This is a genomic window from Kocuria sp. NPDC057446 (assembly GCF_042802875.1).
GTDB lineage: Bacteria > Actinomycetota > Actinomycetes > Actinomycetales > Micrococcaceae > Kocuria.
The window spans coordinates 1-17,362 of the sequence record NZ_JBHVDI010000075.1 but is presented as its reverse complement, the minus strand read 5'-3'; the positions used below and the strand labels follow the sequence as shown (position 1 = coordinate 17,362).

At 74.2% G+C, this 17,362-nt stretch carries 15 protein-coding genes; 10 read left to right on the top strand and 5 right to left on the bottom strand.

Features of this window, described 5'->3' with window-relative positions:
• Window positions 1–38 precede the first annotated feature (38 nt).
• From ptsP to ACFU0Y_RS10590, 3 genes are all read left to right on the top strand, one after another.
• Entirely contained in the window at window positions 39–1,739 is a 1,701-nt protein-coding gene (gene ptsP / locus ACFU0Y_RS10600) for a phosphoenolpyruvate--protein phosphotransferase (RefSeq protein WP_380214463.1), read from the top strand.
• A gap of 80 nt (window positions 1,740–1,819) precedes the next feature.
• Complete coding sequence (locus tag ACFU0Y_RS10595) at window positions 1,820–2,098, top strand: HPr family phosphocarrier protein (protein ID WP_380214462.1); 279 nt, start codon at window positions 1,820–1,822, stop codon at window positions 2,096–2,098.
• Between the two features lie 137 nt (window positions 2,099–2,235).
• On the top strand, window positions 2,236–3,438 hold the full coding sequence (locus ACFU0Y_RS10590) for an ATP-grasp domain-containing protein (protein WP_380214461.1): 1,203 nt from the start codon (window positions 2,236–2,238) through the stop codon (window positions 3,436–3,438).
• Between the two features lie 35 nt (window positions 3,439–3,473).
• Here ACFU0Y_RS10590 and murJ read toward each other — a convergent pair whose 3' ends face one another.
• On the bottom strand, window positions 3,474–5,036 hold the full coding sequence (gene murJ / locus ACFU0Y_RS10585) for a murein biosynthesis integral membrane protein MurJ (protein WP_380214460.1): 1,563 nt from the start codon (window positions 5,034–5,036) through the stop codon (window positions 3,474–3,476).
• Window positions 5,037–5,289: 253 nt separating this feature from the next.
• Between murJ and ACFU0Y_RS10580 the strand changes: the two genes are divergently transcribed.
• Both ACFU0Y_RS10580 and ACFU0Y_RS10575 read left to right on the top strand, forming a co-directional pair.
• Entirely contained in the window at window positions 5,290–6,372 is a 1,083-nt protein-coding gene (locus ACFU0Y_RS10580; RefSeq protein ID WP_380214459.1) for a lipid II:glycine glycyltransferase FemX, read from the top strand.
• Window positions 6,373–6,431: 59 nt separating this feature from the next.
• Window positions 6,432–8,384, top strand: coding sequence for a threonine/serine exporter ThrE family protein (locus ACFU0Y_RS10575; protein ID WP_380214458.1), 1,953 nt, complete (start codon window positions 6,432–6,434; stop codon window positions 8,382–8,384).
• A gap of 120 nt (window positions 8,385–8,504) precedes the next feature.
• Here ACFU0Y_RS10575 and ACFU0Y_RS10570 read toward each other — a convergent pair whose 3' ends face one another.
• From ACFU0Y_RS10570 to ACFU0Y_RS10555, 4 genes are all read right to left on the bottom strand, one after another.
• Window positions 8,505–10,355, bottom strand: coding sequence for a DUF222 domain-containing protein (locus tag ACFU0Y_RS10570; RefSeq protein ID WP_380214457.1), 1,851 nt, complete (start codon window positions 10,353–10,355; stop codon window positions 8,505–8,507).
• A gap of 197 nt (window positions 10,356–10,552) precedes the next feature.
• Complete coding sequence (locus ACFU0Y_RS10565) at window positions 10,553–11,413, bottom strand: siderophore-interacting protein (RefSeq protein WP_380214456.1); 861 nt, start codon at window positions 11,411–11,413, stop codon at window positions 10,553–10,555.
• A gap of 29 nt (window positions 11,414–11,442) precedes the next feature.
• Window positions 11,443–12,120 carry a uracil-DNA glycosylase gene (locus ACFU0Y_RS10560; RefSeq protein WP_380214455.1) on the bottom strand — a complete coding sequence of 226 codons (678 nt, stop codon included), beginning with the start codon at window positions 12,118–12,120 and terminating at the stop codon, window positions 11,443–11,445.
• Between the two features lie 125 nt (window positions 12,121–12,245).
• Window positions 12,246–13,355, bottom strand: coding sequence for a YihY/virulence factor BrkB family protein (locus ACFU0Y_RS10555; protein ID WP_380214454.1), 1,110 nt, complete (start codon window positions 13,353–13,355; stop codon window positions 12,246–12,248).
• 110 nt (window positions 13,356–13,465) lie between these two features.
• On the opposite strand from ACFU0Y_RS10555, the gene ACFU0Y_RS10550 reads away from it, so the two are divergent.
• The 5 genes from ACFU0Y_RS10550 (at window position 13,466) to groL (ending at window position 17,305) form a co-directional block, all read left to right on the top strand.
• Window positions 13,466–14,173: an SDR family oxidoreductase gene (locus ACFU0Y_RS10550; protein ID WP_380214453.1), complete on the top strand. Its 708-nt coding sequence runs from the start codon at window positions 13,466–13,468 to the stop codon at window positions 14,171–14,173.
• The gene (locus ACFU0Y_RS10545; RefSeq protein WP_380214452.1) at window positions 14,170–14,553 is read left to right on the top strand and encodes a DUF3263 domain-containing protein; all 384 of its coding nucleotides are present in this window, start codon (window positions 14,170–14,172) and stop codon (window positions 14,551–14,553) included. Before ACFU0Y_RS10550 ends, ACFU0Y_RS10545 begins: the two co-directional genes overlap by 4 nt.
• Window positions 14,550–14,768 (top strand): hypothetical protein, encoded by a 219-nt coding sequence (locus ACFU0Y_RS10540; RefSeq protein WP_380214451.1) that lies wholly within the window; start codon window positions 14,550–14,552, stop codon window positions 14,766–14,768. The genes ACFU0Y_RS10545 and ACFU0Y_RS10540 overlap by 4 nt, the downstream gene beginning before the upstream one ends.
• An 81-nt stretch (window positions 14,769–14,849) precedes the next feature.
• The gene (locus ACFU0Y_RS10535) at window positions 14,850–15,449 is read left to right on the top strand and encodes a GNAT family N-acetyltransferase (RefSeq protein WP_380214450.1); all 600 of its coding nucleotides are present in this window, start codon (window positions 14,850–14,852) and stop codon (window positions 15,447–15,449) included.
• Between the two features lie 251 nt (window positions 15,450–15,700).
• On the top strand, window positions 15,701–17,305 hold the full coding sequence (groL, locus tag ACFU0Y_RS10530) for a chaperonin GroEL (RefSeq protein WP_380214449.1): 1,605 nt from the start codon (window positions 15,701–15,703) through the stop codon (window positions 17,303–17,305).
• Window positions 17,306–17,362 lie beyond the last annotated feature (57 nt).

Here is a 17,362-nt window from a genome sequence, read left to right as displayed (position 1 = left end):
GTGCACGACCAGCTCTTTTCTCCAGGAAGAGGAACACCATGCAGACACTGACAGGCGTGGGGGTGTGCGCGGGCCGCGTCATCGGCGAGCTCGTGAGCATGCCGGAGCCCGTCTCCGAGCCGGCCGCGGGGCTGACCCTGCAGGACGAGGAGCCCGAGGCCGCGGTGGTCCGGCTGCAGACCGCCGCGGCTGCCGTCAAGGCGGATCTCAAGGGTCGTGCCGAGGTCGCCGTCGAGAAGGACGCCGCGGACGTGCTCAAGTCCACGGCCCTCATGGCGGGGGACAAGGCGCTGCTGAAGAACGCCGCGAAGCTCATCAACGGGAAGGGGCTCGCTCCCGAGCGGGCCCTGTGGGAGGCCGCGAGCGACTACGCGGACCAGATGCGCGCCCTCGGCGGGTACATGGCCGAGCGCGCCGCGGACATCGAGGACGTCCGGGCGCGGCTCGTCTCCCAGCTCCAGGGGCTGCCCATGCCGGGCGTGCCGCAGCGGGACGTCCCGTTCGTGCTCACGGCCGAGGACCTCGCGCCCGCCGACACGGCCACCCTGGATCCCGAGATGGTCCTGGCCCTGGTCACCTCCGGCGGCGGGCCGCAGTCCCACACGGCCATCCTGGCCCGCAACCTGGGGCTGCCCGCGGTCGTGGCGGCCCGGGGCGTCGAGGCGCTCGCCGACGGCACGCGCGTGTTCGTGGACGGCGCCACCGGCGAGATCCGCACCGAGCCCGGGGCGGACGAGCAGGAGCTCGTGGAGGCCTGGGTGCGCAGCGCCGCGGCGCGCGAGGCCTTCGACGGCCGCGGCGTGCTCTCGGACGGCACCGAGGTCCCGCTGCTCGCCAACGTGGGCACCCCCGAGGACGCCCGCACGGCGGCCGCCGCGGGCGCCCAGGGCGTGGGGCTGCTGCGCACCGAGTTCTGCTTCCTGGGGCGGGACAAGGAGCCCTCCGTCGAGGAGCAGGTGGAGCAGTACACCGCGATCCTCGAGTCCTTCCCCGGCAAGAAGGTCGTGGTCCGCACCCTCGACGCCGGGGCGGACAAGCCGCTGCCCTTCCTCACCGACACCGCCGAGCCCAACCCCGCGCTGGGGGTCCGGGGCTACCGCACGGACCGCTCGGTGCCGGGCGTGCTCGCCCGCCAGCTCGAGGCCATCGCCCTGGCGGAGAAGGCGACGGACGCGGACGTGTGGGTCATGGCGCCGATGATCGCCACGACCTCCGAGGCCCGGGACTTCGCCGCGATGACGGCGGCCGCGGGCCTGCGGGTCCCCGGGGTCATGGTGGAGACGCCGTCCGCGGCCGTCACCGCCGACCAGATCCTGCGCCACGTCGACTTCGTCTCCCTGGGCACCAACGACCTGACCCAGTACACGATGGCCGCGGACCGGATGATGGGCTCCCTCGCGGAGCTCAACAACCCGTGGCAGCCCGCCGTGCTGCGCATGATCCGGTACACCGTGGAGGGCGCCCGCCGGGCCGAGTCCGAGGGCGCAGGCCCGCGCAACGTGGGGGTCTGCGGCGAGGCCGCGGCCGACCCCGCGCTCGCCGTGGTGCTCGTGGGCCTCGGGGTGCACACCCTGTCCATGAGCTCCCGCGGACTCGCCGCGGTCGCCGCGGTGCTGCGCAGCGTCGACCTCGCCACCGCCCAGGCCCTCGCCGAGACCGCGATCGAGCAGTCCAGCGCCGAGGAGGCCGCAGCCGCCGTGCGCGCGAAGCTCAGCGTGCTCGCCGAGCTCGGGCTCTGATCCGCCACCACACTTTTCCCGCACCACCCCAACCACCGGGATCCGCCACCCAGGACCCCGCAACCCGAAGGAGCACCACCATGGCAGAACGCACCGCCACCATCGCCTCGTCCGTCGGCCTGCACGCCCGCCCCGCGGCGATCTTCGCCGAGGCGGCCGGGGAGTACGACCTCGACATCACGATCGCCGCCGAGGGCGAGCCCGAGGACGAGGCGATGGACGCCTCGAGCGTGCTGTCGCTGATGTCGCTCGGCGCCGGCCAGGGGGACAAGGTCGTCCTCCGCGCCGAGGGCGAGGGCGCCGACGACGCGCTCGACGCGCTCGTGCAGATCCTCGAGACGGACCACGACGCCGAGTAGGACCGCAGGACCCGGCCACGGCGCCCGTCCACCGCACCGGTGGGCGGGCGCCGTTGCCTGTCCCGGCCCGTCCCACGGCCCTCCCACGTGCGCCGACTACCGTGGAGGGGATGCCCGCACACCCCGATGGAGGATCGATGACCGCCGACCGACCACCGTTCGACCACAGCAGCCGGGAGCAGGAGCGCGCGGCGCGGGCGCCGTGGCGGGCCCTCGTCGTGGGCACGGGCCGGGACCGGGGAGCCCTGGCGGGGGCGCGCGCGCTCGAACGGGCGGGCTGGTACGTGGGCGTCGGCACGTCCGACGGCCCGGGCATGCTCGGCGCCACCCGGGCGGCCGCGGTCCGCCACGAGGTGCCGCGCCCCCGCGGCGACGGCGCCGGATTCATCGACGGCATCCGCCGGGCGATCGCGGAGGGCTCCTACGACGTCGTCTTCGGCGCCGGCGACGACTGGATGGCCGCGGTCTCGGCCTACCGCCAGCACCTCCCGGCGGCGGTGGCCCACCCCGGCCCCGACGTGGTCGCGGCGGCCCTCGACAAGGTCGGCCTCACCGACCGGGCGGGCAGGGCGGGCCTGACCGCTCCCCGCACGCTTGAGGCCACGGACGAGGCGCTCACCGCCTGGGACGGGCCCGTCGTCGTCAAGTGCCGGGCGCACTGGGCACCCGGGCAGACCCGGCCCCACCGCATCGAGGCCAAGCTCTTCCCGGACGCCTCCGCCGCCGCGGGGCAGATCCGGCGCATCCGCGAGGCCGGTGCCGAGCCCGTGCTCCAGGCGCCCGTGCGCGGCACCCTCGGGGCCCTCATCGGGGTCTACCACGACGGCCGCCTGCGCGGGCGGGTCCAACAGGTCACCTCCCGGCTGTGGCCCACGCCCAGCGGCGTCTCGGCGCGTGCGCGGACGGTCCCGGTCGACGAGGCGCTCGCGGCCCGCGCCGAGGCGCTGCTGCGCGACCTCGGCTGGTGGGGCCTCGTGGAGCTGCAGTTCCTCACCGGGGACGACGGCGTCCCCCAGCTCATCGACCTCAACGGCCGCTTCTTCGGTTCGATGGCCCTGGCCGAGGCCGCCCGCCCCGGGCTGGCCGACGCGTGGGGCCGGCTGGTGCTCGGCGGGCCCGTCCCGGAGCTGCCGGACGCCCGCCCCGGGGTCCGCTACGCCTGGCTCGCCGGCGACCTGCGCCGGGCGTCGGTGGAGCGCCGCGGCGGTCTGGCCGCGGACGTCGCCGACACCCTCCGCTGGGGCCGTGGCGCCCAGCACAGCGTGTGGGACCTGCGCGACCCCGGGCCCACGTGGCACCTGGCCACCTGGCGCCTCGGCAGCGGCGCCGGGTCCCGGTAGGGCGGCCGGCCGGCGCCGTCGGCGCACTCGGCGACTCAGCGCCGCCGGCGCAGCGACCGCAGCGTCTCGCCCACGAGCAGCCGCTCGGGGGCTCGCAGCACGACGAGCCCGAGCAGGTACGTCCCGCCCACCACGGCCGCGCAGAGCACCGCGAGCACGAACGACGGCAGCTCCGCCAGCGCCTCCCGCACGCCCAGGCCCGCGACGCCGGCGAGGACCGCCAGGACGAGCGCCCGACCCACCAGCGACGTCGTCGCCCGCGTATCGAGCCCGTCGTGCCGCCGGTCCAGCAGCCACGCGTTGAGCAGCGCCGCGACGACGAGCGACGCGGTCGTGGCCACCGCGATGCCGGCGAGGCCCAGCACCGGGGCCAGGGCGATGTCGCCGACCACGTTGACGACCATGGCCAGCACCGCCACGACCACCGGTCCGCGCGAGTCCCCGAGGGCGTAGGACGCGCGGACCACCACCTGGCGGAAGCCGAGGGCGAGCAGGGCCGGCGCGTACCAGACGACCGCGGTGGCCGTCGCCGCGACGTCCCCGTCGTCGAACGCGCCGTGGCCGAACGCCGTGGCGACGAGGGGACCGGCCGCGACCACGAAGATCGCACACACGGGGGCGAGCACCGTGACGACCACGGCGAGCCCGCGGGTCACGAGGCGCCGCAGCTCGGGCCGGTCGTCCGCAGCGGCGCCGAGGGCCGGGTAGAGCGGGACGAGCAGGGCCGCGATGACAAGGGTCTCCGGCAGGTCGACCAGGCGCCAGCCGTAGGTCAGGGCCGTGATGGTGCCGTCCTCGAGGGTGGATCCCACCGCCCGGTCGACGAGGGTGTTGACGTTGACCACGGCGTTGCCCACGAGCATGGGCGGCACGAGCCGGGCGATCTCTCGGAAGCCGGGGTCCCGAAGGTCCCACCGGGGCCGGAGCCGGGTGCCGAGCGACCGCACGGGGGGCAGCTGCATCAGCAGCCGCGCCGCGGAGCCCAGCACGTAGCCCACGGCGAGCGCGGAGATGCCGTACCGGGGGCCGAACAGGCCTGCCGCGGCGATCATGACGACGTTGAACGGGACGCCCTGCAGGGAGGACCACGCGAAGCGGCCGTGCGCCTGGACGAGGGAGGCCAGCAGGTCGGTGCCCGCCACGAGCACCGTCGCGACGAGCACGACCCGGGTGAGCGAGGCGGCCGTGGCGGTCTGGGCGTCGTCGAACCCGGGGGCGAGCAGGGCGGTGACCGGTTCGGCGAGCAGGCCCGTCACCACGGCGGCCAGGCCGAGCACGACCACGGTGACGGTGAGGGAGACCTCGAAGCCGCGGTGGCCGCGGCACTCCGTGCCGTCGGCACGCTCCCGGGCGGCCTCCCGGGAGGTCACGGGGGTCACGGAGCGGGCCATCGCCCAGGCCAGGAGGCCGAGCACGACGTTCAGCACGCCCTGCGCCACCAACCACGCGTCCAGCTCGGCGCCCGCGCCGAAGACGGCGCCGACCACCACGTCCCGGGCGAAGCCCAGCAGGGTGGAGACGGCGGTCAGCCCCGTCACGAGGACCGCCGCGCGCGCGATGCTCCACCGCCCGCCCGGTCCGCCCACGGCTTCCGCCACCTCCCTGGTCCGGACCGCGCCGGGGATCGGTGCGGGCTCCGTCCGGCACGCGCCGCCGGTCTGCCGGTGCGAACCGCCTGAACAGAATACACAGCACGGCACCCGGTCCCGGCCCGGTCCCCGGGGCACGGCACGGCTCAGAAGCGGCTCAGGCCTGCGCGGTTAGACTGACCGGGGCCGGTCCCCGCCGGCCACCGGCCCGTCGGCCACCCCCGGCCGACCGGCCCCGACGACCCCGACGATTGAGAGAGCCTTGCGAGAGTTCACCGCACGCTTCGCCACCGCCCAGGAGATCGCCGACTGGGACACCCACGTCACGGCGAACCCCCACGGCGGCAACCTGCTGCAGTCCGCGTCCTTCGCGGACGTCAAGGCGGACCACGGCTGGCGACCCCGGCACCTCGTGCACGAACCCGCCGACGGCGGGCAGGCGTCCTACAACCTCGTCCTCGAGAAGGCGGTGCCGGCCCTCGGCAAGCTCTGGTACATGATCAAGGGCCCCGACGTCGCCACCGTGGACGACATCCCCGGGATCGCCGAGGCCAGCGCCCGCCTCGTCGCCGAGCAGCGGCTGAACGTCTTCGCGATCAAGATCGAGCCCGACGTCCTGGACTCGGAGTACGCCCGGGGCGTGCTGGCACGGGCCGGGCTCAAGAAGTCCTTCGACATCCAGCCCAACGACTCCACGGCCGTCCTCGACACCGACCGGGACGAGGAGGCCGTGCTGAAGTCGCTGCACTCCCGCGGCCGCAACGCCGTCCGGCGGGCCCTGCGCGAGGGCTGCACGGTCGAGCGGGTCGAGCTCACCGAGCAGAACATGCGCCGGATGTACGCGCTCATGGACACGGTGGGGCAGGGGGACGCGAACGTGAACCTGCGCTCCTACGAGTACTACGCGAAGTTCTGGACGGGCTTCGAGAGGGCCGGTCAGGGCCGGCTGTACTTCACCTACGAGGACGGCGAGCCCTCCGTGGGCGCCTACGTGATCGCCTACGGCCAGAAGGGCACCTACAAGGACGGCGGCTCGAAGCCCCGGCGCCGCCAGTACGGCGACTCCCACCTGCTCCAGTGGACCGCGATCACGGACCTGATGCGGGAGCACGGGATCGTCGAGTACGACTTCTGCGGCACCCCGCCGAGCGACCAGCTCAAGAACAAGGAGCACCCCTACTACGGGCTGGGCCTGTTCAAGACGAGCTTCACCAAGACCGTGGTCGACTTCGTGGGCGTCCACGACCAGGTCCTGGGCCCCGCCAAGTACGCGGTCTGGACGAACGTGGCCGAGAAGGTCCAGCGCCAGCTGTGGGTCCGCCGCACGGGCCAGCCCTTCTACTGATCCAGGCCCCGACCGCCCGCCGGGTCCCCGCCCCCGCGCCACGGAAGGAGGAACGCCGCGTGGTGACCGACCAGCGCGCCCCCCTGCGCCCGTTCGCCGCCTACCCCTCGTCGGGCGGGGCCGAGGAGCCCGACGCGCACGTCGTCGAGCCCTTCGGACCGGGCGGCGACACCACCCTCACGGGGGCCGCCCGCCCGGTCGCCCGGCACGGCGCCGGGCTGCCCGCGGTGCGCCCCACCGAGGACCAGGCCCTGCACGCCCGGCGCCGCGCGGGGACCACGGCCCTCGACATCGTGCCCGACGCCCCGCAGGCGCTGCCCGTGCTCAGCACGAGCCTGATCCGCCGGCACGGTGACACTTCTGAGCCGGAGGAGCGCCGGGAGCTGCTCTCCGCCGCGGAGACCGTGCCCCTGGCGACGACGGCACGACGGCGGCGGCGCACCGACACGGTCCCCGTCGCCCGCCCGGAGACGACGACGATCGGCCCCCTCCCGGCGCCCGGCAAGAGCTCCGACCGGATGCAGCGGGGAGCCTACCCGTCCACCCGGGCCCAGGGCGCCCGGCCCGGCGGCCGCGGCCGGCTGCGCTCCATCCTGCAGGGGGAGGCCGCGCCCACCGCGCCCATGCGCGTGGTGGAGCGGCTCAACGCCTCCCCGTTCGCCAACCTGCGCCGGTTCGGGGAGTCCACCAGCCGGCAGGCCCGGCGCACCCTGAACTTCGCGCTGCGGCTGGCGGAGACGATGTTCCACTACGGTGCGGACGCCCTCGACGTCGAGAACGCCATCATCGCCGTGTGCGCCACCTACGGCGTCGAGAACGTCGAGGTGGACATCACCAACCAGGCCGTGACGATCAACTACGTCGCCGAGGACCAGGCGGACGGCGGCGACACCCGCACCCGCGAGGACGTCTTCAACGACCCGGACACGAACAGCCACACGGTCATGCGGGTCGTGCGCTCCTGGACGGACAACTACGCGGGCCTGGCCGAGACGCACCAGCTCGTTGCCGACATCACGGGCGGGGAGATGCCCCGCGGGGAGGCGGAGCGGCGCCTCGAGGCGATCAACGCCAAGCCCAAGCCCTATCCGCGGTGGATGGTGCGGGCCGCCACGACCGCCGCGGCGGTGTCCATCACCGTGGGCATCGGGGGAGGGATCCTGGGTGCGATCGTCGCCGGCCTGTCCTCGATCATCAACCAGGTCGTGGCGCACCGGCTGGGCGTCTGGCGGATCCCCGAGTTCTTCACCATGGCCGCCCAGTCCGGCATCCTCACCACGATGGCCCTGCTGCTGTCCTGGGCCGGGGTCGACCTGTCCCCGGCCCGGGTCATCGCGGGCGGGATCATCATGCTCCTGCCCACCACCCGCATGGTCTCCACCATGCAGGACGCGATCAACGGCTTCCCGGTCACGGCGGCCGGCCGGCTGCTCTCCACGTCCATGGCGTTCCTCGGCATCGTGGCCGGCATCGCCGGGGGCATCTCCGTGGCCGGCTACGCGGGCATGCCGCGCGTGGACGTCTCGCAGAGCGCCTTCGACCCGGTGGGCCCGCTGACCAACTCCGTGTTCATGCTGATCGCGACCGGGCTCATCGCGGTCACGATGCAGGCCAAGCCACACCACGTGCTCTCGACCGTGGCGGCGGCCCTCGGAGGCCTCGTGGTCTACCATGCCGGCATGGCCGCCGGTCTGGGCGCACGCCTGGACACGGCCCTCGCGGCGGTCACGAGCGGGTGCGTGGCGACAGTGCTCGCGGCGCGGCACCGGATTCCCCAGCTGGTCCTGGCGATCCCCGCGATGACGTTCCTGCTGCCCGGGCTGTCGATCTTCCGCGGCATGTACACCATCACCGTGGAGACGGACACCTACGGACCGGGGATCGTGGGGCTCGTCAACGCGATGGCCTCGATCGTGGCACTGGCCTCCGGCGTGGTGCTCGGCAAGTACCTGATGCGTCCCTTCGTGGGTCACCTCAACGGCACCAGCTCCCGGCGCAACCGGCGACGCTGACCCCGGCCGAGGCACCGGCCCGGGGCAGAGCGTCCGGGTCAGAGCGACGGGGGCGGAGCTTGCGTGGCAGAGCGCCGGGGCGGAGTGTCCGATCCGGAGCGACCGGGTAGAGCGTCCGGGTCAGAACGGCGGTGGGTCGTCGAAGGACGCGAGGTCGTGGAAGCCCAGGGCACCGGGAGCCGGGCCGCGCGCCGCCCGCGCCCCCTCGAAGGGTGGTGGATCCGACCAGGACGAGCGGAAGGTCGGCGGTCCGGACGTCAGCGACCCGGCGGTCGGCGAACCGGACGTCGGCACTCCGGACGTCGACGCAGTCGGCGGTGCGGGCGGGGCGACGGGCACGTCGTCGTGGATCCGGAGCGGTGAGAGCACGGGATGGTGGTGCTCCTGGGGATAGGTGACGTGGACGCGTCCCGCCGGTGAGGTCCACTCCAGGACGCCTTCCGGGGTCCCTGGGCCGCGCTGGCGGACCTGCCAGCGTCCGAGCGGACCGTGCCGGTGCTTGAGCACGTGGTGGTGGCGGCACAGGTGGGCGAGGTTGCCCGCGGCAGTGGACCCGCCCTCGGCCCAGGCCACGGTGTGGTCGAGATCGCAGCGCTCGGCCCGCCGCCGGCATCCGGGGAACCGGCAAGTGCCGTCCCTCCCCCGCAGCCGGCGCCGGAGGTCGGCCGGCACCGCATAGGTGGTGCGGTCGTGGTCCAGCACCGTGCCGGTCACGGGGTGGGTCAGGATCCTCGACCAGGACGCGGCGCCGGCGGCGATCCGCTCGGCCACGCTGACCGGGATCGGCCCGTAGCCGGCCAGCTCCGCGCAGCCCGCGGCTCCGGCGGGCCGCTCGGCGTCCGGTGCCTTGCCGGCGTCCGGTGCCGTGCCGGCGCCCGACGAGTCGTCGTGCGGACTCCGCGCAGCGCTTCCCAGCAGGGCGAGCACGGGCACGGTGACCACGACCTGCCCGCGGATGCCGCGCAGGTGCTCGGGCATCCGGGCGGGCTCCCCGTCCAGCAGCAGCGCGGCGAGCACGTCAGCGCGCAGCTGTCCGGCGGTGCGCGGCCCGCGCTCCCGGAAACCGCGACCGGTGTCCTGGCCGGGGCCTTGCACGGTGTTCCGGCCGGCGTTCCGGCCGGCGTTCTGGCCGGTGTCCTGGGCGGAGCCGTGACCGGTGTCCCGATCCGCCCCGGTGCACCCCGGCACATCGGGGCGCGGGCCGAGCGGATCCACCCGCGAGGCGATGGACGCGAGCCGGTGGAGGACGGCGTGGGCGGTGGCGGCGTCCAGGAGCGCGCACAGCCGTGCCATGCCGTCCTCCTCGGGCTCGAGCCACACCCGGCGGCCACGGTGGGCCACCCGGTGGCGGTCCTCCTCGGTGCCGGCCAGCAGCCAGGACCGTCGGCGGCGTGCGAGCGCCCGGAGCTGCGCCACGGTGACCGTCCTGGCCTTCTCCAGCAGCTCGTCCACGACGCGGACCACGGAGTCGCCGGCCGCCCACTGCTCGGGCGGTCGGTCGGCCCTGCCCGCCAGATCCCGCCACAGGTCCACGATCACCTCGGCCTGTCGCAGCGTGACCGTTCCGGACTCCAGCGCCTGCAGGACCTGCGGAAGGCACTCGGCCAGCAGGATCGCGTTCTCGACCCGTCGCACCGCTGTGCCCGCCGGCAGCCTCAGCGCCGGGCCGATCTCGTCGGCCACGTCCAGCACGGTGCGCCGCTCCGGCTCCGGGACATCCGGCGCGGGACGTCCGGAGCGCTCGGCCGGCCGACAGGAGCGCGTGGCGAGCCGATGTTCGTGGGCCCGCTCCTGCAGCTGCCACATCCGGTGGACCGTCCGCAGCTGCCGGCCCGCAGCCCGGGCCTCTGCCCGGGCGTCCTCGACCAGCTCGGCGACGGCAGCGGCGTACTCACGGTCGGTCCCGGCCGGCTCCGTGTCCTGCCGGAGGGCGTCCTCCGGGGTCCGCGGCCGTTCCGCGATGGTGGTCATGCTCCATGGTCCCTGCCGGGTCGGACACCATAAGAGCACGCCGGCAAGCGGCCGGCCGACCCGTCCCGCAGGAGCGCCGGCCGTGCGGGAGTCCGGCCGGGCAGGAGCACCGGCTGCGGCCCAGGAGCCGATGCGAAGAACAGTGCCCGTCCCGGCGGCACCTCGTGGACGGGCTGCACGGGGCCCCCGGCCCCGGCTCAGAGGACCTGGCCCACCGGCAGCTTCTTCTCGGCCTGGAACACGTCCTCAGTGCGGCCCCGGGCCCAGTAGCCGGACAACGACACCTGGTCCCGCTCCAGCCGGCGGCGGGTGAACAGCTCCTCGCGCAGGGCCTTCATGACCTCCCGTTCGCCGTGGGCGAAGACCTGGACACCTTCCGGGCCTGCGGGCCATCCCGCCCCGCGCACGGCACGCACCAGGGCGGGGACCTCGTCGCCGCCGATCTCGGAGCGGAAGACCCAGCGCACCGCCATCCCGGTCGGCGCGGACACCGGCTGCACGTCGCGGGGCGAGTCCACTTCCAGGAGCACCTCCCCGCGCGCGGAGGCGGGGAGCGCCTCCAGGACGGCGAGAGCGGCGGGGACCGCGGCGTCGTCGGCGGCGATGAGGGTCCACGCCGCGTCCGGGGCGGGCGTCCACTTCCCGCCGGGGCCCAGGGCGATGATGCGGTCCCCGGGCTCGGCGCGGGCCGCCCAGGGGCCCGCGAAGCCGTCGTCGCCGTGCAGCACGAAGTCCATCCACAGCTCGTGGCGCTCGGGCACGTACCTGCGGATCGTGAGGTGGCGGGTGACCGGCTGCCGGTCGCCCGGCAGGTCCTCCTTGAGCTGCCAGTAGTCCGGGGCGCGTCCTGGGTCCGCGGCGGAGTGCTCCGTGCCGGGCCGGAGGAAGACGAGCTTCACGTACTTCTCGGGGGGGACGATGTCCGCGTAGCGCTCGGGCTCGTCGATGCCCAGGACCACCCGGACCATCGACGGGGACAGCAGCTCACGCGAGCGGACCGTCAGGTTCAGCTGCGGCTTGCGGGGTCGGGTGGGCCTGGCCCCGAGGGTCGTCGTCATGCCGCCCACCCTAACGGAGGCCCCCGGCGTCACAGCCGCCAGTCGACCGGCTCCGCGCCCTGCTGCTCGAGGAGCTGGTTCGTGCGGGAGAACGGCCGGGAGCCGAAGAAGCCCCGGGACGCGGACAGCGGGGACGGGTGCGCGGACTCGACCGTGGGGAAGCCGTCCAGCCACGCGGCGGTGCTCCGCGCGTCCCGGCCCCACAGGATGGCCACCAGCGGGGTCCCGCGGTCGGCGAGGACCTTGATGGCGCGCTCCGTGACCGCTTCCCAGCCCTGGCCCCGGTGGGACGCCGGGGTCCCCTCGCGCACGGTGAGGACCCTGTTCAGGAGCATCACGCCCTGGCGCGACCACGCGGAGAGGTCCCCGTGCTCCGGCGGCTCGATGCCGAGGTCGTCCCGCAGCTCCTTGTAGATGTTCTGCAGGGAGCGCGGCACGGGGCGCACGTGGGGCTGCACCGAGAAGGACAGGCCCATGGCGTGGCCGGGAGTGGGGTAGGGATCCTGTCCGACGACCAGCACCCTGACCTGCTCCAGCGGGTCCTGGAACGCCCGCAGGACGGCCGCGCCCTCCGGGAGCGTGCGGTGCCCGTCGGCGTGCTCCTCGCGCAGGAACCGGCCCATCTGCCGGATCTGCGGTTCCACCGGGGCGAGGGCCTCCGCCCAGTCGGAGGCCATGATCCTGTCCAGGGGCTGGGGCTCGCTCACGGTGCTCCTCGGTGCGGGTGTCGGTGCGGGTGTCGTGCGGGCGTCCGCCGCGGGGACGGACGTCAGGTGCCGGTCCGGGCACCGGTGCGCCGGCAGGTGCGGACCCGGATGTGCCGGGCACCACTCTAGGCCGGTGCTGCGTCGTCCGCGGTGCCGGTGTCCGACGGCCGGTCCGCACCGCCGCCCGGACCGGTGTGCCGGTGCCGGAGGGCGCGGCCCTCCTCGACGAGCTCGTCCTCCTTCGCCCGCATCTTCCGCACCCCCCGGAGGTCCCTCGGCGGCAGGCGCAGGTTCTCCTCGGCCTCGATCCCGGCCTGGAGCTGGCGTCCGCGCTCGATCTCGGCGTTGAGCTCGGCCCCGGCGAGCAGCACGATGTTCATGATCCAGATCCACAGGAGCAGGACGATCACGCCGCCGATGGCCCCGTAGGTGGCGTTGTAGTCGTTGACGTTGGAGACGTAGAAGGTGAACCCGCTGGTCGCCGCGGCCATGACCAGGATGGCGACCACCGAGCCGATGCTCAGCCACCGGAACCTCGGCAGCCGGATGTTCGGCGTGGCGTAGTACAGCAGGGCGATCATGAACACGAGCAGCAGCAGCAAGGCAGGGATGCGGGCGGCCTGCCAGAGCTGGAGCGCCGCCTCGCCGAGGCCGATCAGCCCGCCGAGCCGCTCCGCGACCGGCCCGGAGAGCAGCAGGAGCAGCATCATGCCCACCACGAGGACCATCAGGGACAGGGTCACCCCGATCATCAGGGGGTAGAGCTTCCAGACCGGGCGGCCCTCCTCCACCTCGTAGATCCGGTTCATGGACCGCCCGAAGGACCGGACGTAGCCCGAGGCCGTCCACAGGGCGCCGACCAGACCGGTGACCAGCGCCAGCCCCGCGGACGGGAACCCGGTGAGCTCGCCGATCGGCCCCTCGAGCACGGCCACGGCCCCTTCGGGGACCCCGAACTCCTCGAACAGGCGCAGCAGGGTCCTGGTGGTCGCCTCCGCCTGGCCGACGACGCCGAGCATCGACACCACCGTGAGCAGCCCCGGGAAGATGGACAGCACGGCGAAGAACGTCATCACCGCCGCCGAGTCCGTGCACTCGTCGCGGCGGAACTCGTGGACGGTGCGGCGCAGGATGTAGCGCCACGAGGGCTTCGTGATCTGCGCCGGCGAGGAGGGCTCCTCCGCGCTGTCCGGGTCCGCCCCGGGATCCCCCGCGGCGTGGTGGTCGGCTGCCATGGGGCTCCTCCGCGTGCTCGGCTGCGGGCCAGGATACCGGGGTCGTCACGGTCCCGGCCCCTTCGGGGAGGGGCGGGCGGGAGCGGCGGCGGACTGGTTAGAGTGGGCGCATGAGCGCTTCCCGCACCGAGATCCGACCACTCGCCGTCGTCACCGGGGCCACCGGAGGCATCGGCAGCGCGTGCGTGGTGGACCTCGCCCGCGACCACGACGTCCTGGCGCTGGGCCGCGACGCCGCCCGGCTGGCCGAGCTCGCCGAGCTCCCGCACGTCACCGTCCGCGCCGCCGACCTGACCGACGTCGAGGCCCTGCCGGGCGTGCTGGCCGACCTGGACCGGGTCGACGTCCTCGTGCACTCGGCGGCCGTGGCCGGGCGCACGACCGTGGAGGCCGCCTCTGCGGCGGACTGGCGGGCGCAGCTCGAGCTGAACGTGGTGGTCCCCGCGGAGCTGACGCGGATCCTGCTGCCGGCCCTGCGTGCCGCCAGGGGCAAGGTCGTGTTCCTCAACTCCGGCTCGGGGCTCACCGCCCGGGGCGGGGACGCCGTCTACGCGGCCTCGAAGTTCGCCCTGCGCGCGCTCGCCGACTCGCTCCGCCAGGAGGTCGCGGCCGACGGGGTCGTGGTCAGCTCGGTGCACCCCGGCCCGGTCGACACGCAGATGCAGCGGGACATCCAGGCGAGCCTGGGCAACGAGTACGTCCCCGAGCGCTACATCCGTCCGGAGTCCGTCGCCGCGGCGGTGCGCGCCGTCGTGGACGCGGGCGAGGACGCGCAGCTGACCACGGTGTCCGTGCGGCCCAGGGCCGAGTCGCGGTGACCGGCGAGCACGCCGCGCCCGAGGGCGTCCGGCCCGACGACGACGGACCCGGTGCGGACCCGGCGCCGCGCGAGGACACCGTCCACGGCGGGGACTCCGCGCCGGGCGGAGACCCTGTGCCGGGCGGAGACCCTGTGCCGGACGGGGAGCCGTCCGGCGGTGGAACCGGTCTGAGCGACCGGGACCGGGAGATCCTGGCCCTCGAGAACCTGCAGTGGAAGTACCAGGGGGCGAAGGAGATGGAGATCCGCCGCCGCCTGGACCTCTCGCCGACCCACTACTACCAGCGGCTCAACGTCCTGATCGACACCCGCGCCGCTCTCGAGCACGACCCAATGCTCGTGACCAGGCTGCGCCGGCAGCGGGGGGACCTCGGATGACGCAGTACCCGCACGACGAGTTCGACGACGTTCCCGAGGACGGTCCTCGCCAGGGCGCCCACCGCGGTGTCCGCCCGGCCGTCCGCGTGGGCGCCCGGGAGCTGACCGCCATCGTCCTGGCCGGAGTGCTGACCCTCGGCGTCGGCGTGGTCTCGTTCCTGAACGCGCCCGCCGACGCGGCCTCCGCTCCGGGGACCGCGTCCACCGGCCCCTGAGCCGGCCGGGAACCCCTGAACCGGCCGAGACCCCCGAACCGCCCCCGGGCGACGCCCCCGACGCCACCGGAAGGAAGCACCGTGCAGATCGAAGGAAGCCGAGTCCGCGTCCGCGACTGGACCGAGGCGGACCTGACCGCCTACGAGGCGTGGATCATGCCGCCCGAGGGCGGCGGTGAGCACGAGTGGCAGCGCACGGACGGCCCGTTCTACCCGAACTTCACCGCCGAGGGCGCCCAGCGCTGGCTGGGCACGCTCCGCGAGCACGTGGCGGCGGGGGACTGGCCGGACCCGCGCGAGACGATGGTGATCGCCGACGCCGCGGACGACCGCTTCATCGGCCAGGTGTCCTGGTACTTCTCGGAGAAGCCCACCGAGGACCCCGGGGACGGCACGCACCTGCTGCCGCTGCGCTCCCTGGGCATCACCGTGTACTCCCCGGAGCACTGGAGCGGCGGCTACGGCACCGAGGCCCTGCGCCTGTGGATCGACCACCTCTTCGCCCGCTCCGACTCCCACCGCCTGGATCTCGAGACGTGGAGCGGGAACACCGGCATGTGCCGCGTCGCGGAGAAGCTGGGCTTCACGGAGGAGGCCCGGATCCGCCGGGCTCGCAAGGTCGGCGGCGAGTACTACGACCGGATGATCTACGGCGTGCTCCGCGAGGAGTGGCAGGGCTGAGCCGAATCGGCTCAAAGGGTTTGCACTCTCCGAGGACGAGTGCCAAGATTGCGATTAGCACTCAGTCGTGTGGACTGCTAATGGCTCGGTCCCCGGCCCGACCCGGGCAGCCACCGGCACAGGAGTGACACCTCAACCACCACGGTGAGGTGCCGCACGGCGTCGGGAAGAGTCCGCCGTCGTGCGCGCCGTCCGTCGCGGGCACCGTGGAGGTCGACCGTTTGTCTACCGTCCAGGAGGGACGAAGTCACATGGCAAAGATGATTGCTTTCGACGAAGAGGCACGCCGCGGACTCGAGCGGGGCCTGAACACGCTGGCCGACGCCGTCAAGGTCACCCTCGGCCCGCGCGGCCGCAACGTGGTCCTCGAGAAGGCCTGGGGCGCCCCCACGATCACCAACGACGGCGTGTCCATCGCCAAGGAGATCGAGCTCGACGAGCCGTACGAGAAGATCGGCGCCGAGCTCGTCAAGGAGGTCGCCAAGAAGACCGACGACATCGCCGGCGACGGCACCACCACCGCCACCGTGCTCGCCCAGGCGCTCGTCAAGGAGGGCCTGCGCAACGTGGCCGCCGGCGCCGACCCGCTGAGCCTCAAGCGCGGCATCGAGAAGGCCGTCGAGGCCGTCTCGGAGCGCCTGCTCGAGAACGCCCGCCCGGTGGAGGGCGCCAACGTCGCCCACGTGGCGACCATCTCCGCGCAGGACCCGGCGATCGGCGAGCTCATCGCCCGGGCCTTCGAGACCGTCGGCAAGGACGGCGTCATCACGATCGAGGACGGCTCGAGCACCGAGGTCGAGCTCGACGTCACCGAGGGCATGCAGTTCGACAAGGGCTACCTGTCCCCGTCCTTCGTGACCGACGCCGAGCGCCAGGAAGCGGTCATGGAGAACTCCCTGGTGCTGCTGTACCAGGGCAAGATCTCCTCGGTCCCGGAGCTCATGCCCGTGCTGGAGAAGGTCCTGCAGGCCAAGAAGCCGCTGACCATCATCGCCGAGGACGTCGAGGGCGAGGCCCTGTCCACCCTCGTGGTCAACAAGCTGCGCGGCACCCTCGACGTCGTGGCGCTCAAGGCCCCCGGCTTCGGCGACCGCCGCAAGGCGATCCTGCAGGACCTCGCCGTCCTCACCGGCGGTCAGCTCATCACCGCCGAGCTGGGCATCAGCCTCGACCAGGTCACCCTGGAGCAGCTGGGCACCGCCCGCCGGGTCACGGTCACCAAGAACACCACCACCGTGGTGGACGGCGGCGGGACCGAGGCCGAGATCCAGGACCGGGTCGCCACGATCCGCGCCGAGGCCGAGCGCACCGACTCCGAGTGGGACCGCGAGAAGCTGCAGGAGCGCCTGGCGCGCCTGGCCGGCGGCGTGTCCGTGATCAAGGTCGGCGCCGCCACCGAGGTGGAGGCCAAGGAGCGCAAGCACCGCATCGAGGACGCCGTGTCCTCGACGCGCGCGGCCCTCGAGCAGGGCATCGTCTCCGGCGGCGGCACCGCCCTCGTGCAGGCCGCGAAGGTCCTGGACGAGTCCGACCTCGGGCTCACCGGCGACGCCGCGACCGCGCTCGGCATCGTCCGCCGCGCCCTGCGGCAGCCGCTGTACTGGATCGCCCAGAACGCCGGCCAGGACGGCGCCGTGGTCGCCTCCCGCGTGGCCGAGCTCGAGCCCGGGCACGGCTACGACGCCGCCACCGGCGAGTACGTCGAGATGGTCGGCGCGGGCATCATCGACCCGGTCAAGGTCACCCGCTCGGCGCTGCAGAACGCCGCGTCCATCGCGGCGCTCGTGCTGACCACCGAGACGCTCGTGACGGACAAGCCCGCCGACGACGCGGACGGGCACGGCCACCAGCACTGACGACCGGCGACCGGCACCGAGCCGGCCCGCCCCGCGGACCCGTCCCACCACCGGTGG